We start from the raw sequence: 15410 nt of genomic DNA, 5'->3' as shown, positions 1-15410 counted from the left end.
GATAGTGAGCCATGCCGCAGTTTTTGCGCCTTGTCCTTGTTCTGAGTTGCCTGTCTGCGTTGTGGGCAACCAATGTCCCCGTGGGGGCAACCGACCTTGGCGACCTCTACCAATCGCAGACCATCGTCACCGGCCAGGGTGAAGAAAACCGCCAGCTCGGCTTCAGGACTTGCCTCGACAAGGTCCTCGTCCGTGTTTCGGGCGATCAGCGGCTGCTTGCCAGACGCGAAATGGACGCGTTGCGCGACAAGGCCGGCAGCTTTGTCGACAGCTTTCGCTACCATGACCGGCTGGAGGGCATTCCGATCCATGACGAGCAAGGCACGCATGACCGGCCGCATGACCTCACCTGCCTCTACAAGCCTGATGTGATCGACAAGGTGCTGGCGTCGCTCGGCAGCAGGCCCTGGCTTGGCGAGCGGCCGACACTCGCCGTATTCCTCACGACTGAACAGGGCACTCGGCATTTCGTGCTGAGCGACGAGGAAGGGCGCGGCGAGACGATGCGCGAATCCTTCGTCAATGCCACCGGTCCAACGCTGATGCATGTCGTCTTTCCGAAGGCCGCGCAGCTTGGGGACCTGGGCGAAGCGCTGCGGGCGGCCGACATGGCAAAGTTGGATCGGCTGGCCAAACAGGCCGGAGGCGACCGAGCGCTCGCCGGCAGCATCGTATGGAGCGATGAGGAGCTAGGCTGGATCGCCGATTGGCGACTGGCCGATCGCGGCAAGACCTATCGTTGGCAGGTGCGCGGTGTCAGCTTCGACGAGGCGTTCCGTGTGGCAATCGGAGGCGCGGCACAGATCCTTTCGGGCAATGGGCAGCCCTGACCCAATAGGCGTGCGGGACAGCGCTGAGGCAGCTTTCGACACTGGCACAAACGTGTCGCATTGGTCAGCATCATGGGCTCGTGGTAAAAGCCGCCGATCCGGAGTTTTGGCCATGAACAAATTCACCCCAGCAAAACCCGCCGGCGCGCGCAGCGTCGACGACGTCACCGGCAGCCGCCGCCTGCGCCGCATGCGAAAGGCCGACTGGTCGCGCCGGCTCGTGCAGGAGAACAGGCTTTCGGTCGACGACCTGATCTGGCCGATCTTCGTCGTCGAGGGCAGGAATGTCCGCGAACCGATCGCCGCCATGCCCGGCGTCTTTCGCCTGTCGGTCGACCTTGCCGTCAAGGAGGCCGAACGCGCGGCCAAGCTCGGCATCCCGGCTCTTGCCACCTTCCCCAATGTCGATCTCGGCCTGCGCGACCAGACCGGCTCGCATATCCTCGACCCGGAAAACATCATCAACCGCGCCACCCGCGCGATAAAGGAGGCGGTGCCCGAGATCGGCATCATCACCGACGCGGCGCTCGATCCGTTCACCAGCCATGGCCATGACGGCATCCTGCGCGACGGCATCATCGTCAATGACGAAACCGTGGAACAGGTCGCGGCGGCGGCCGTCATCCAGGCGGCTGCCGGCGCCGACATCATCGCGCCATCAGACATGATGGACGGCCGTATCGGTGCCATCCGCGACGCGCTCGACGCCAACGGTTTTCAGGACGTGGCGATCATGTCCTACGCCACCAAATTCGCCTCGGCCTTCTACGGCCCTTATCGCGAAGCAGTCGGCACCGCCGGCCTGCTCAAGGGCGACAAGAAGACCTATTATATCGACCACGCCAATTCGGACGAGGCGGTGCGCGAGGCCGAACAGGACATCGCCGAGGGCGCCGACATGCTGATGGTGAAGCCCGGCCTGCCCTATCTCGACATCATCCGCCGGCTGAAGGACGAATTCCAGATGCCGACCTTCGCCTATCAGGTGTCGGGCGAATATTCGATGATCAAGGCGGCCGGCGCCAATGGCTGGATCGACGGCGAGAAGGCGATGCTGGAATCGCTGCTCGCCTTCAAGCGTGCCGGCTGCGACGGCATCCTGACCTATTTCGCTCCCGAAGTGGCGGAAATGCTGAAAGGGTAGATCCACCGTCCCGGGCAAGACCTTTCAGTAGATGTCACCACTCTTTCGATCGGTCGGCGGTTCCTTCGAATTCCCGCTGACAAAAACCGGCAGCTGCAGCTATGATGGCCGGAGGCGGCCGGCAGCCCGCATCTCGGCCCAAGAGGTATGGCGAACGCCTCCAGAGGATGCTTGCTGACACGTTTCACCGTCGGGGTCGGGCGTCGGCAATGCGGACACCACATCCGTTTCGTGAAATTTACAGGCGAATGAGTTGATATCGCGGCTGTCTCGACGGCCGCCACTGGCCGTCCGAGCCGACCGCCACACAACAGTCTGGATATCGCTTGGTGCGAAGGTCTCGATAGATATCTTTCGATCCGAAAAATACCACTTGCAATTCAAAATCAGTTTGCTAGAAGAAAACCACTTGCAAAATACAACTGGTTATCGAGGAGGTTTCATGTCCAAGCTGCGCGTCAACGCTTTCAGCCTGTCCCTCGATGGCTACGGCGCCGGGCCTGATCAGAGTCTGGAAAATCCGCTCGGCGTCGGCGGAATGGCCCTGCACAAATGGGCTTTCAGCACCCGCACCTTCCGCAAGATGTTTGGCGAGGAAGGCGGCGAGACAGGCGTCGACGAGGACTTTGCGGCGCGCAGCTTCGAGAACCTCGGCGCCTGGATCCTCGGCCGCAACATGTTCGGCCCGATCCGGGGTGAATGGCCTGACGACAAGTGGAAGGGCTGGTGGGGCGACAATCCGCCCTATCATGTGCCGGTGTTCGTGCTGACCCACCACGAGCGGGCGCCTATCACGATGGAAGGCGGAACGATTTTCCATTTCGTCACCGGCGGGATCCATTCGGCGCTAGAGCAGGCAAAATCAGCGGCCAGCGGCAAGGACGTGCGGGTCGGCGGCGGCGTCTCCACCATCCGGCAATATCTGCAGGAGCGGCTGATCGACGAGATGCACCTGGCGATCTCACCGGTGCTGCTGGGCAAGGGCGAAAACCTTTTTGCCGGCCTCGACATGCCCAACCTTGGTTATCAGTGCACCGAACAGGCGGCAACGGCACTTGCCACACACGTGGTCATCAACAGGGCTTAGGCCGAGCCCTTTTGGCGGTCTAACCAGTTAGCCCTGCGCCGCCCCTCATCCGCCCTTCGGGCACCTTCTTCCCGTGAAACGGGGAGAAGGAAAGGTTTCTCAATATTTCTCCGGCACGTACAGTTCGCGCGGCAAGACCTGGCGTTCGTATTCGGGGTTGAAGACGCGCTCCGGCAGCGTGATCTCCTCGTGCGGCACGTCTTCGTACGGCAGCTGCTTCAGCAGATGATCGATGCAGTTCAGGCGCGCGCGCTTCTTGTCGTTGCCCTCGACGATGAACCAGGGCGCTTCGGGGATGTTGGTGCGGGCGAAAGTCTCCTCCTTGGCCTTAGTGTACTGTTCCCAGCGCACACGTGACTGCAGGTCCATCGGCGACAGCTTCCACTGCTTCATCGGATCATGGATGCGCATCAGGAAGCGCATCTGCTGTTCTTCGTCGGTGATCGAGAACCAGTATTTGACCACGGTGATGCCCGAGCGCACCAGCATGCGCTCGAACTCCGGCACGTCATGGAAGAACTCCTCCACCTGCTCGGGTTGGCAAAACCCATTACCCGTTCGACGCCGGAGCGGTTGTACCAGGAGCGGTCGAGCAACACGATCTCGCCGCCTGCCGGCAAATGCGGGACATAGCGCTGGAAATACCATTGCGACTTCTCGCGTTCGGTCGGCGCCGGAAGCGCCACGACGCGGCAGATGCGCGGATTGAGCCGCTGGGTGATGCGCTTGATGACGCCACCCTTGCCGGCGGAGTCACGGCCCTCGAAAATCACCACCAGTTTCTTCTTGTGATAGGCGACCCAGGATTGCAGCTTGATCAATTCGGACTGCAAGCCGATCAGGTCGCGAAAATATTGCATGCGATCGATCGAAGGCGGATGCGAGTTCTTGTAGATCTTGGCGATCTCCATCGACAGCGCCGGCTCCGACATTTCGAGCTCATAATCTTCGTCGAGCGTGTCGGCGAGTTCGGCTTCGAGCCAGTCCTTGGCAGGGGAATTCTGTTTTAGCTCGGTCATATCAGCTGCTCCGCTTGCAAGCCCTGTCGGTTACTACTGGGCGCCCCAAATTGCTGGCCAGCGGCCGAGAATGGAAACACCTGAGCCGACTTCAATATAGGCCGGCGGTGACGGTTTTATTGCAGCGCAATTGCCGCCACGGCGGATTCGGCGATGTGTGATCGATCCAACTCATTCTACGGCGACAAGCCGGCCGAATTGTCCTACAAATCCGCGGTCGCGTTCCAGGCCTGCCCCTTGGCGGCACGCCTCTTCAACAAAGTCGTGAGGATCTGACATGGAATACCGCACCCTTGGCCGTTCGGGCCTGAAGGTTTCGACCCTGACGCTTGGCACCATGACCTTCGGCGGCTCCGGGCCCTTCGCCGCGGTCGGCAACAGCGATCTCGCCGAAGCCAAGCGGATGATCGATATGTGCATTGACGCCGGTATCAACCTCATCGACACCGCAAATGTCTATTCGAACGGCCTGTCTGAAGAGATCATAGGCGAAGCGCTCAGCGGCAAGCGCAAGAATGATGTGCTGATCGCGTCCAAGGCGCGGATGCGGATCGGCAAGGGCCCGAACGACGAGGGCCTGTCGCGCCATCATCTGATCCGCGAATGCGAGAGAAGCCTGAAGCGGTTGAAGACCGATGTCATCGACATCTATTTCGTCCACCAGTGGGATGGCCTCACCCCGCTCGAGGAAACCGTTGCCGCGCTCGACACTTTGGTCAGCCAGGGCAAGGTGCGCTACATCGGCTGCTCCAACTATTCCGGCTGGCAGGTGATGAAGGCGCTTTCCATCAGCGACAGCCGTCACCAGCAACGCTTCGTCACCCAGCAGATCCACTACACGCTGGAAGCGCGCGAGGCCGAGTACGAGCTGCTGCCGATCTCGGTCGACCAGGGGCTGGGCGTGCTGGTCTGGAGCCCGCTCGCCGGCGGCCTGCTGTCGGGCAAATACCGCCGCGACAGCCCGACCGCCCGCCAGCTCGCCGGCTGGTCCGAGCCGCCGATCCGCGACGAGGACCGGCTGTGGCGGATCGTCGATGTGCTGGTCGACATCGGCAAGGATCGTGGCGTGTCGGCGGCGCAGGTGGCGCTTGCCTGGCTGCTCGGCCGCCCTGCCGTCTCGTCGCTGGTGATCGGCGCCCGCAACGACGTCCAGCTGAAGGACAATCTCGCGGCCGCCGCCCTGGAGCTCGGCACCGAGGAACGCCAGCGCCTCGACGCCGTCAGCCGACCGCCCCTGCTCTACCCCTACTGGCACCAGCAACTGACGGCGAAGGATCGCTTCGGCCCCGCCGACATGGTTCTCGACCGCAGCGACATCTGATCAGGGGCGTCGGGCCGAGCACAAGAGCTAGGTCCCGATGAACCGCCAGAGCTCGGGATCGGGTTCGATCTGGCCGCTGAGCACGAAATATTTGTAGAGGACGAGCAGGGAGATCGCCTGCTCGTCCCGTTCATTGGAAAATTTGCGGCAATAGGCATTGGCCGCGGCGATGATGCGCTCCGCCGCGGCCGGATGCTGCTCGAAATAATCCACCCTTTCACGAATATCGGAGAAGTCCGGGTCGAGCGGCGAATAGTGGACACCGGCCTCGAGCTGGCTCTCGCCAAACCATGTTTCGTAGGTCGGCGGCGGCATCAGACAGAGCGAGTTGGAATTCATGATCCATTTGAGGTTGGTCGCCACGTCATTGCCCTCCAACGAGACGATGTAGCGATAGCGCAGATGCTGGCTGATGCTGAGGAAAGGCTTGCTGTACTCAGCCGGTGCACTGCGCTTGTGCGAACCGACGTCGCAGAACGGCAAGCCGCGCGCGACATCCAGGAACCGTGTCCTGATCGGATTGTTGAGGTCGCCGCGCCAGACCACAACCGGGCGTTTGTCGGCGAAGGCGACGGTGTCGACGGGCATGTGGAAGTGGCGAAACTTGTTGAACTTCATAACGACAGCGTTGCCGTTGTCGACGCTGATCGGCCGATCCTTGACGAGCGTCGGCAGCCTGGGCACGCCTTTGACGTCGCCGAACTTCAGGTCGATGAGCAATGACGGATCGAAATAGCGGGCAAATTCCTTCAGGTCGTAATAATACATGCTCGGTTCAAACGGCATCTTGTCGATGTGCACGGCATCCGGGCTTGGCGTAAAAGCGTTCTGCAGCTTGTTGTAGTGATTCAGCCGTCGGCGCACGGCTTCATCCGAGAGCCTGGCCTGTTCCAGGCGGCCCGCCAACCGTCGTCGGAAGATCGCCTGGGGTGCGATATCGCGCATGACGTTTCGCGCGTAGTAGAAGACCCTTGCCGTCGTCCGTTGTATGGTGGCCATCGTTCTCGTAGTCTAAAACAAGCGCCACTAAACAGACAACAGCCGGGATGATTCCCGCAGCGTGATTGCGCATCGTTAGGGCACGTATTCCGGCAGTGCCCGAACACGTGATGGCCGGCCTCGACGAGACGCGCCGGGGATGCCGCGGCAACTACAGCACGTCGCGGCGAACAGGATTCGCCCGACCTTCCGTAAGCTTCTGATTTTATGCATGTCCCGGAACCGAGGACACTTCCGGGCGACATGCATTAGCCCGTTATGTAGCGCCACACCTCGGCATCAGGTTTGATCTGGCCAGAGAGCACGAAGTATTTGTAGAGCACCAGCAGGGAGATCGCCTGTTCGGTCCGCTCGTCGTCGAATGTCCGGCAATAGGCGTTCGCGGCGGCGATGATGCGCTCTGCCTTGGCCGGGTGCCGCTCGAAATACGTGACGTGTTCGGCAAGATTGGAGAAGTCTGCCTCTAGCGGCACATAGTGGACATTGGCTTCGAGCTGTCGCTCGGCAAACCATGTCTCGTAGGTCGGCGGCGGCATCAGGCAAAGCGACTTCGAGTTCATGATCCATTTGAGGTTGGTCGCCACATCGTTACCCTCGAGCGAGACGATGTAGCGATAGCGCTGGTGCTGGCTGATGCTGAGAAAAGGCTTGGCGTATTCCGCCGGCGCGTTCGGCTTGTGCGAGCCGACATCGCAGAACGGCAGGTCGCGCACGGCCTTCAGGAATCTTGTCCTGATCGGATTGTTGAGATCGCCGCGCCAGACCACGGCCGGAAGCTTGTCGGCGAACGAGATGGCATCAGCCGGCATCTGGAAGTGGCGAAACTTGTCCAGCTTCATGATAACCGCGTTCTTGTCATCCTCACGGATCGGCCGATCCTTGACGATCGTCGGCACCTTCGGCACACGCCTGACGTCGCCGTATTCGAGGTCGATGAGCAAATCCGGATCGAAGTAGCGGGCGAATTCCTTCAGGTCATAATAGTACATGGTCGGCGTGAAGGGCAGCTTGCTGATGCGCTTGGCATTGGCGCTTGGCGCGAAACCTTCCTGCAACTTGTTGTAGTAATTCAACCGCTGGCGCGCCGCCTCACCGGAAAGCCTGGCCCTTTCGAGACGGCCGGCCAGCCTGGCGCGAAACAGCGCTTGCGGAGCCACATCGCGCGCGGCGTTTCGCGCATAATAGAAAACTCTTGCTGCGGTCCGCGAAATTGTGGCCATCGGTCACTTGATCAAAACTAACAGGCAGCTCTCAATTCATTGGCGCCCCGGGTTTCCTACATCATTGTGGCGCCCATCTGGCAAGCCCCGGCATCTCTTCGACGCATCGTCGCTTCGGCTGTTGTGTTTGACGGCTAATGCTCCTAGGCAGGTTCAGGGCCGCAAGGCAGTGACAAAAGGAGCCGATATGGCGCGAGCACCAAACTACGATCAGGAACGCAAGGAGCGCGACCGCCAGAAGGCGGCCAAGAAGGCTGAAAAACTGGCGGCCAAGGTTGCCGCGCGCGAGCGTTCGAAGCCTGAGACCGAGACGGAGACCGAAACCGAGGAGTAACGGCATGCGGCCCGCGAAAGCGGGCCGTGCCTCAATCCGAATTGTCGGTGTCAGCCTATGTCAGGCTGGCGCCTTGTCGCTGATGAAAACATCCACCTCCCGCGCCGCCGCGATGAAAGCGCGTCGGGCGTTCATCGCCGGCTTGTCGCCGGCGAGTGCGTCGTGGCAGGCCTGCAGCGCCGCACGATGCTTGGCGCTGCGCTTGCCCGGCCAGCTGTTGAGGAGGTAATCCGAAGCCTCCCTTGCCGAACGCAAGAGCTGAGTGCTTCCCGCCGTGACGGATTTGACGGTCACGGGTGTTTCAAAACGATTGTTTTCCATCGCCGCTCTTACGCCATCGACTTGCTCGAAGCGAGGCTGAAAGTGCGCTTCGCGTCGGATGCCGCCTGTTTTCCGGCGAGCGGGCTGCCGCGCATAGGCCGTACTAAGCGGCGACGACGGCAAATCCCCTGGCGCGAAGGCCACGTCGGTCGTTGGCAAGCGACGTCACCAGCCGGTCGCGGCTGCCGACGATGTGGGCCGACAGGAGCCGCGCGGCTTCATCGGCCTGAGCAAGGCGTGTAGCGGCTAGGATGGCGCGATGCTCGAGCCAGGCACGGCCAAGGGCCGTTTCATCACGCACTTCCAGCCAGCGGGCGCGCGACAGGCGCGTCATGGCGTCACGAACCGCCCGGAACAGGAATTCGTTGCCGGAGAGCCGCGCCAGTTCGATGTGAAAATCCGTGCCGACACGATGCCATTCCTCGCGCGGGGTATTTTCGTCGCAGGAATCGAGCATCGCCTCGATGACATCGATAGCGCTCTTGTCGGCTTGCCCGCATGTCAGCCGCAGCGCCGCGACCTCGACCGCCTCGCGATAGACCGCGATCTGCTCGAGCTCGGCCAGGTTGATGGGCGAGACCGTCCAGCCGCGCCCGTCCCTGCCGACCAGCCCCTCGGTCTCCAGCCGCAGAAGTGCCGCCCTGACCGGCGTGCGCGAGGCGCCGAAACGGCCTTCGATCCAGCGTTCGGTCAGCCGCTCTCCCGGCCCGATCTCGAGCGCCAGGATCATCTCGCGAAGCTGCCGTTCGACATTCTGCATCTGCGACATCGCGCATCCTTTCCGAAGCCGCATTGACAGCGACCGGCTTGAAGTTCATGACGGATACCAGTTTGGTATCCCAAAATGGTATCCGCAACAAGCACTGATACCGGGCAGGCAGGAATGACGCAGGAAGACACGCGGCAAAGCGGCTACAACATCCACTGGCGGCGCAATCTCGCCGTCTGTTTCGCGGGGTCGTTCAGCACGCTCATCGCCATGACCCTGCTCTTGCCCTTCTTGCCGCTCTACGTCGAACAGCTCGGCGCACGGGGTCATGCCGCCATCGTACAATGGTCCGGCATCGCCTATGGCGCCACCTTCTTCGCCGCGGCGATGGTCGCACCGTTGTGGGGACGCCTGGGCGACCGCTACGGCCGCAAGGTAATGCTGGTGCGCGCCTCCTTCGGCATGGCGATCTGCATGTCGCTGACGGGCATGGTCGAGACGGTCTGGCAGTTGGTTCTGCTGCGCCTGCTGATCGGCTTCGCCGGCGGCTATTCCTCGGGTTCAACCATATTGGTGGCCATGCAGACGCCGAAGGAACGCTCCGGCTGGGCGCTTGGCGTCCTGTCGGCGGGCATCACGGCGGGCTCGCTGGTCGGCCCGCTGCTCGGCGGCGTGCTGCCGCCGGTGATCGGGATTCGCGCCACCTTCCTCTTGTCGGGCGGGGTGATCTTCCTCGCCTTCCTGGCGACGACCTTCCTCATCAAGGAGAGTTCGCGCCCGAGGGCTGCCAAAGCCGCGTCGGCGACAAAACCGAAAAGCGGCTGGTCGCAGATCCCGGACAAGCGCCCGGTCGTGGCCATGCTGACCACCGGCATGCTGCTCGCCTTCGCCACGATGTCGATCGAGCCGATCATCACCGTCTATGTGCAGCAGCTCATCGAGGACCAGAACCGGGTGACCCTCGTCGCCGGCGTGGTAATGTCGGCGGCCGCCCTCGGCACCATCTTGTCGGCGTCCTGGCTCGGCAAGCTCGCAGACCGGATCGGGCACTGGAACGTTGTCGTGGGAGCGCTGGCCGTCTCGGCGCTGTTGCTCATCCCGCAGGCTTTTGTCACCAACAGCTGGCAGCTTATCAGCCTGCGTTTCCTGATGGGCCTGGCGCTGGGCGGCCTCCTGCCCTGCATCACCAGTGTCATCAGGCACAACATCCCCGACGGCGTCGGCGGCAACGTGCTTGGCCTTGCGATCTCGGCACAGTATGTCGGGCAGGTCGCGGGGCCGCTGGCCGGCGGTTTCGTCGGCGGCCATTTCGGAATGCCGGCGGTGTTTCTCGGCACGTCGGTGCTAATGGCGCTGGGTGCCGCCTACAACTGGATCGTCCAATCGCGGCGGACGCGGCATATGGCGCTGGAAGCGGGCAAGCCCTGAGCTTGCCTGACCTGCAAAAGAAGGAGCACGCCGACCATGAACCTCGCCAATCCAAACGGCAGCCGGCTCCTCGTGCTTGCCGGCGGTCTCGCCGGCGCGGCGGGGGTGGCGCTTTCGGCAGCGGCCGCGCATCATGGCGGCGCTTTCACCGGCACGGCCGCGTCGTTCCTCCTGATGCATGCGCCGGTCTTTCTCGCCATTGGCCTTATCGGAGCAAACCGCTGGCTGCGCATCGCAAGCCTCATTCTGCTCGCCGGGCTGCTGCTCTTCGCGGGTGATCTTCTCGCCCGCGATTTCTGGGGCTCAAGGCTGTTTCCGATGTCGGCGCCGATCGGCGGCACCCTGCTCATTGCAGGCTGGCTTGCGATAGCGATTTCGACCGTGGCGCACCCACGACCCCTGAAATGATTGCTCCACGTCAATCCCGGCGGCGTTCCGGGCGGACCCAAAGTTCGCGATCGTGCGCGGCGGGTTTTGTCCGGCGCCGCGCCTCCGGTCGCTCCGTGGCCGGCGCGATGCCCCAGTAGTTGCGATAGATGTCCTCAAACAGATGTTTGATGGGGTGCATGACTCATCCTCCTTGTCTTTGAATCGATCCAATCCACGGGTGCGAAAAAATGGTTGATCGGCCCCGCTTGCGGGACACGAGGAAGCGAAGGTCGCGAACCCATGGACCGGCTTCACCACGGCGCCTGACTTTGTTGGCGGCTGTCCTGACATTCCAGTCGTTGCGATAAATGTCTTCGAACAGATAGTTGACGGGATGCATGGCGCTCCTCCCCTCCGGTTAAACAAGCAGGCCAAGCCTGCCATTTGGATCGATTCAAGCATATGACTCCGGCCATGGCCGGTCAAGCAAAATTTGAATCGATCCAACGAAAGTGCTAGATGCGGCCCAGGAACGTGCTAAATGCATGTCAGGAGGCACGCGCAAATGGCGTCACTCACCGCAGGCAATCGACGACCCGTCCGACTGGCCGATATCGCAAAGGCCGCCGGTGTTTCGCACGGCACCGCGTCCAATGTATTCAGCCGCCCCGAGATCGTGCGCGAGGAAGTTCGCGATCGGGTTCGTGCGGCAGCCGAGGCAATGGGTTATGGCGGACCCGATCCAAAGGGCAGGCTGCTGCGGGCCGGCAAGGTCAACGCCATCGGCGTTGCCACCGCCGAGCCCCTCTCCTATTTCTTCGACGATCCGTTTGCGCGCGTTATGATGGCAGGCATCTCGCAGGCTTGCGATGCGACGGGAGCCGGCATTTCCCTGGTCTCGGCCGCCAACAACGAGCAGCTTGCCTGGAACATCCAGAGCGCCCTGGTCGACGGCTTCATCGTCTTCTGCATCGAAGGCGGCTCTCGCCTGGTGGAGTTGGCACGCGAGCGCAAGCTTCCCTTCGTCGCGCTCGACCTCGATTCCGAGGACGGGTCGGTCGCCGCGATCGGTGTCGACAACATCGCCGGCGCCGGCATGGCGGCCCGCCATCTCACCGATCTCGGACATCACCGCTTCGCCGTTCTGGCCCTGCCCTTCGCCGACGACAGGACAGGCCTTGTTTCGGCCGAACAGGTCCGGGCGGCAACCTATGCAGGGACGCGCGACCGCCTCACCGGCTATCTCCGGGAGCTTTCGCGGGTTGGCGTCGATATATCCAAAGTACCCGTCTACGAGACCGCCAACGACGTGGCGAGCACGAAGGCAGGGCTCGAAACCATCTTCGCCTCCGACGCACCGCCCACCGCCATCCTGGCCATGTCGGATAGAATAGCCCTGGTGGCGCTCGAATGGCTGAGCGCACGCGGGCTCAACGTGCCTGACGAAGTTTCCGTCGTCGGGTTCGACGGTGTTCCGGAAGCAGCGGTGTCCGAGCCGCCATTGACCACGATAGCCCAGCCGATTGCCGAGATGGGCCGCCTTGCCGTCAGGGCGATCCTGGAGAGCGACGGGCCGGTCAGCCGGCAGCAACTGCCGGTCGAACTGATCGTGCGGGGCTCGTCGGGTCCGCCCCGCGGTTGAACCGCACGCCCGAACCGACTACCGATTGGCTCTTCCCACGGCGGAGAGGCCGAACGGCGCACGAACCGGCGCCGGATCCTTTTGGGCCGTGCGGGCCTTGCCCGAACCCCCGATGGTCGACAGCCATTCGAGATAGAAGGCGAGCGCGAACTGCATGGCAATGCCGGCCGATATCAGCAGGCTGTCATAGACGAAACCGCCCGGATTGATCACCTTCATCACCTGCGCGACCATGGCGATCACCGTGCCCGCGATGAAGACCGGCAGCGATCGTTTGCCCAGTATCGCCAGCGGATGATCGGGGCTGGTGCGCAACAGGCTGGACAGCGCCGGCAGGGCGACGACGAGATAGCTGACCGCCAGGATGTGCAACAGCCGCGGCAGCGACAGGAAGGTCTTGTCGAAGCCGCCGATCACCACCGGCAGGTTGAACCACGTTATATGTCCCCAGAGCGGGCTATGCACCCACACCAGCGCCGCCAGCACGTAGGCGGCGGCCGCGCCGATCAGCCAGCGGTTGACCGGAATGACACCGCCGCGCCTGACATGCAGCATGGCGGCAAGGCCGATGTTGAACAGGAACTGCCAGGACAGCGGATTGAGGAACCAGAAACCGGGCTCGGGATAATTGGGCGGCGCGATCTGCCAGATTCCGGCAACGAGCCACAGCATCCCGGAAAGGAGAAGGGCCGCGACGGGCCTGTAGCTGACAAACAGCACGAAGGCCGGCGCCATCAAAAGCAGCGCTGCATAGACCGGCAGGATGTTGTTGTAGCCCAGCTGGTGGCCGAGCGTGACGATGCCGACCAGCACTTGCGGCGTGTCCTTCATCAGCGGCTCGATATTGATGAGCTTCAGCAGTTCCGGCCGCTTGGCAAACACCGCCACGGCGCAGAACAGGGCCATCACCACCATCGTCGTGACGATATGGGCGACGTAGAGCACGCCCGCCCGCCGCCACATCTTCAAGGCCGCGAGAAACCGGCCTCCCGGCCGGAATTTCGTGCCGTAGGCGAGCGCGACAGAGATGCCGGAAATCAGCACGAACGCTTCGGCCGCATCCGAAAACCCGAAATTCTTGTAGGTCAGGGCCTCGAAAGCCGTGCCCGGCACATGGTCGATGAAGATCGTGAGCAGGGCCAGCGCGCGCAGTACATCGATACGCGTGTCGCGTTCCAAGATACGCAACCCGCGATCTGGGATACGCGAATCGCGATCTGGGATACGCAAATCGCGATCCGGCGAAACAGGGGTGGTCATCGACAAAAGGCCTCAAAGCTGGTTGTTCATGTCCAGCAATGCGACCCCCGACGCACCGCTTCGATTCCTCCCGCAGGGAGTGTATCGGCGCAGAAACGGGCTGGAATGCGCCTGGTTCAATCAACTTTCGCGGAGCATGAAAATATTGCGTTTTGAAGCCGGCAAATTGAGCGAAACCTCATATAATCAACGGGATGCGATATGACTGGCGCCAGTGTCGAAAATGGCTCGCTGATACTGGACCTGGCCTTTCCCTATCGTCTCCTCGGCGCCGGCGGAGACGGCCGTGAATGCCTGTTCCTGTTGCATGGATCGGGTGTCGACGAGACAAGCATGGTGGCGCTGGCGAGACGCATGGCACCAGATGCCGCATTGGTCGCGGTGCGTGGCCGTATCCCCCAGGAGGACGGTTTTCGCTGGTTCGAGCGAATCACGCCGACGCGTTTCGACCAGGAAAGCATCCGTGTCGAAACCGCCACGTTCGCGGCATTCGCAAGAGAAGCCGCCGCGCGCCACGGGCTTGATCTCGATCACGCGACATTCCTTGGCTATTCGAACGGCGCCAATCTGGTTTCAAGCCTGATGCTGCTCCATCCCGGCATGGTCTGGAGCGCCGCGCTGCTGAGGCCAATGCCTGTGCTCGACAAGGTCCCGGCGACGGACCTGATGGGCACACGGACATTGATCATTGCCGGAGCCGCCGACGAGACCTACGGGCCTTTCGCGCCGGCGCTGGTGACGCTGCTCAGCCGGCACGGCACGGAGATCGACGCCCGGATTGTTCCATCGGGCCACGACATCGGCGACCCGGACGCCGCGATCGTCGAGCGATGGCTGGCGGGATCGGCGGCGACCCAGTTGGTTAATCTCCGAGACAGCTGTGCGTGATAAACGTCCAGCGCATCGCAGGAGAGCTGTGCTGAGATGGCGAGAGCAAAAGCCAGGGTAATACCGCAAATAGCCGCCGGACTCTTCCTGGTCATCGCAGAAATGCTGGTTTTCTGGGGACCAGGCTCCAAACCGATATTCCGCATCGGTACCAGAGCCAACGACTACAGTTCAGGAAGCACCAGGGCGGACGAGATCTATGGTGAAAAGGGTAATGACCGCATCGTCGGCTCGGCGGTGGCGATTTCCTCGATGGCGGAAGCGGAGACGATACGTTGATTGGCGGAGACGGCGCTGATGCATTGCTCGGCGACGACGGTAACGACCGCCTCGACGCTGCTGGCGGCGACGACTATCTAATTGGGGACGCAGGGGAGGACGTGCTGATTGGCGGTGATGGCAATGACACGCTGGAAGGCGGTGCCGGCAACGACCATCTTAACGGCGGCGCAGGCAATGACAAATTCGTCCTCAACCTGGCGCCCGATGCTTCAAACAATGTCGACACGATTGCCGATTATTCGGTGCCCGATGATACTATATTCCTGGCGCGTGGGTCGTTCATGAGCCGGACGGAGGGCACGCTGCCTCCTGAAGCATTTCATATCGGGGCAGCAGCCACCGATGAATCACAGCGCATTCTCTACGATGCGAGCAACGGCTGGCTCAGTTGCGACCCCGATGGCACCGGAACACGGTCCGCGATCCACATCGCGACAATGTCGCCTGGCCTCGGCCTGACAAACGCCGACTTCGTCATTACCAGGAACTAGACCTGGCGCGGCATGGCTATTCCTTGCTTGCGTTGAACTCCACTCAAGGAGGGCATGCCCGGCCGC

General features: G+C 62.2%; 17 protein-coding genes and 1 pseudogene. 11 read left to right on the top strand and 7 right to left on the bottom strand.

All coding sequences use genetic code 11. The annotated features are described in order from the left end of the window. Positions 1–11: 11 nt before the first annotated feature. The 3 genes from O7B34_RS06030 to O7B34_RS06020 all read left to right on the top strand — a co-directional run bounded on the left by O7B34_RS06030 (position 12) and on the right by O7B34_RS06020 (position 3061). Complete coding sequence (locus O7B34_RS06030) at positions 12–830, top strand: DUF2066 domain-containing protein (protein WP_337145301.1); 819 nt, start codon at positions 12–14, stop codon at positions 828–830. A 112-nt stretch (positions 831–942) separates the two neighbouring features. Further along, a complete protein-coding gene (gene hemB, locus O7B34_RS06025) occupies positions 943–1974 on the top strand; it encodes a porphobilinogen synthase (protein WP_027143568.1) in 1032 nt (343 codons plus the stop codon). A 442-nt stretch (positions 1975–2416) separates the two neighbouring features. Beyond that, entirely contained in the window at positions 2417–3061 is a 645-nt protein-coding gene (locus O7B34_RS06020) for a dihydrofolate reductase family protein (RefSeq protein WP_140506531.1), read from the top strand. 99 nt (positions 3062–3160) lie between these two features. Here O7B34_RS06020 and ppk2 read toward each other — a convergent pair. Continuing rightward, positions 3161–4080: pseudogene (ppk2, locus tag O7B34_RS06015) on the bottom strand (polyphosphate kinase 2). 277 nt (positions 4081–4357) lie between these two features. On the opposite strand from ppk2, the gene O7B34_RS06010 reads away from it, so the two are divergent. Beyond that, positions 4358–5401, top strand: a complete 1044-nt coding sequence (locus tag O7B34_RS06010; protein ID WP_337145300.1) for an aldo/keto reductase — start codon at positions 4358–4360, stop codon at positions 5399–5401. Between the two features lie 27 nt (positions 5402–5428). Here O7B34_RS06010 and O7B34_RS06005 read toward each other — a convergent pair whose 3' ends face one another. Both O7B34_RS06005 and O7B34_RS06000 read right to left on the bottom strand, forming a co-directional pair. Beyond that, positions 5429–6400 (bottom strand): glycosyl transferase family 90, encoded by a 972-nt coding sequence (locus tag O7B34_RS06005; protein ID WP_337145299.1) that lies wholly within the window; start codon positions 6398–6400, stop codon positions 5429–5431. 248 nt (positions 6401–6648) lie between these two features. Beyond that, positions 6649–7620 (bottom strand): glycosyl transferase family 90, encoded by a 972-nt coding sequence (locus O7B34_RS06000; RefSeq protein ID WP_337145298.1) that lies wholly within the window; start codon positions 7618–7620, stop codon positions 6649–6651. A 187-nt stretch (positions 7621–7807) separates the two neighbouring features. On the opposite strand from O7B34_RS06000, the gene O7B34_RS05995 reads away from it, so the two are divergent. Then, positions 7808–7954 (top strand): hypothetical protein, encoded by a 147-nt coding sequence (locus O7B34_RS05995; RefSeq protein WP_084637067.1) that lies wholly within the window; start codon positions 7808–7810, stop codon positions 7952–7954. 60 nt (positions 7955–8014) lie between these two features. On the opposite strand, the gene O7B34_RS32155 is transcribed toward O7B34_RS05995, so the two are convergent. Together O7B34_RS32155 and O7B34_RS05985 are read right to left on the bottom strand one after the other, a co-directional pair. Beyond that, on the bottom strand, positions 8015–8434 hold the full coding sequence (locus tag O7B34_RS32155) for a DUF982 domain-containing protein (RefSeq protein WP_442920944.1): 420 nt from the start codon (positions 8432–8434) through the stop codon (positions 8015–8017). Further along, complete coding sequence (locus O7B34_RS05985; RefSeq protein ID WP_337145297.1) at positions 8379–9044, bottom strand: GntR family transcriptional regulator; 666 nt, start codon at positions 9042–9044, stop codon at positions 8379–8381. The genes O7B34_RS32155 and O7B34_RS05985 overlap by 56 nt, the downstream gene beginning before the upstream one ends. 114 nt (positions 9045–9158) lie before the next feature. Here O7B34_RS05985 and O7B34_RS05980 point away from each other — a divergent pair, with 114 nt between their 5' ends. Beyond that, a complete protein-coding gene (locus tag O7B34_RS05980) occupies positions 9159–10412 on the top strand; it encodes a multidrug efflux MFS transporter (RefSeq protein WP_337145296.1) in 1254 nt (417 codons plus the stop codon). A 36-nt stretch (positions 10413–10448) separates the two neighbouring features. Further along, complete coding sequence (locus tag O7B34_RS05975; RefSeq protein ID WP_337145295.1) at positions 10449–10820, top strand: DUF423 domain-containing protein; 372 nt, start codon at positions 10449–10451, stop codon at positions 10818–10820. Between the two features lie 10 nt (positions 10821–10830). Here the strand turns inward: O7B34_RS05975 and O7B34_RS05970 are convergent, their stop codons facing one another. Continuing rightward, positions 10831–10980: a hypothetical protein gene (locus O7B34_RS05970; protein ID WP_337145294.1), complete on the bottom strand. Its 150-nt coding sequence runs from the start codon at positions 10978–10980 to the stop codon at positions 10831–10833. 366 nt (positions 10981–11346) lie between these two features. Between O7B34_RS05970 and O7B34_RS05965 the strand changes: the two genes are divergently transcribed. Next, the gene (locus tag O7B34_RS05965) at positions 11347–12423 is read left to right on the top strand and encodes a LacI family DNA-binding transcriptional regulator (RefSeq protein WP_337145293.1); all 1077 of its coding nucleotides are present in this window, start codon (positions 11347–11349) and stop codon (positions 12421–12423) included. Between the two features lie 18 nt (positions 12424–12441). On the opposite strand, the gene O7B34_RS05960 is transcribed toward O7B34_RS05965, so the two are convergent. Then, positions 12442–13683, bottom strand: coding sequence for an OpgC family protein (locus O7B34_RS05960; protein WP_337145292.1), 1242 nt, complete (start codon positions 13681–13683; stop codon positions 12442–12444). Between the two features lie 201 nt (positions 13684–13884). Between O7B34_RS05960 and O7B34_RS05955 the strand changes: the two genes are divergently transcribed. The 3 genes from O7B34_RS05955 to O7B34_RS05945 are packed head-to-tail and all read left to right on the top strand — an operon-like array spanning position 13885 to position 15344. Further along, entirely contained in the window at positions 13885–14571 is a 687-nt protein-coding gene (locus O7B34_RS05955) for an alpha/beta hydrolase (protein WP_337145291.1), read from the top strand. 36 nt (positions 14572–14607) lie between these two features. Then, positions 14608–14850: a hypothetical protein gene (locus tag O7B34_RS05950; protein ID WP_337145290.1), complete on the top strand. Its 243-nt coding sequence runs from the start codon at positions 14608–14610 to the stop codon at positions 14848–14850. Continuing rightward, positions 14847–15344 carry a hypothetical protein gene (locus O7B34_RS05945; RefSeq protein ID WP_337145289.1) on the top strand — a complete coding sequence of 166 codons (498 nt, stop codon included), beginning with the start codon at positions 14847–14849 and terminating at the stop codon, positions 15342–15344. Before O7B34_RS05950 ends, O7B34_RS05945 begins: the two co-directional genes overlap by 4 nt. The last annotated feature ends 66 nt before the right edge of the window (positions 15345–15410 follow it).

It is taken from the genome of Mesorhizobium sp. Cs1299R1N3, assembly GCF_037179625.1.
GTDB lineage: Bacteria > Pseudomonadota > Alphaproteobacteria > Rhizobiales > Rhizobiaceae > Mesorhizobium > Mesorhizobium salmacidum.
This window is presented reverse-complemented; position numbering and strand designations above follow the sequence as displayed.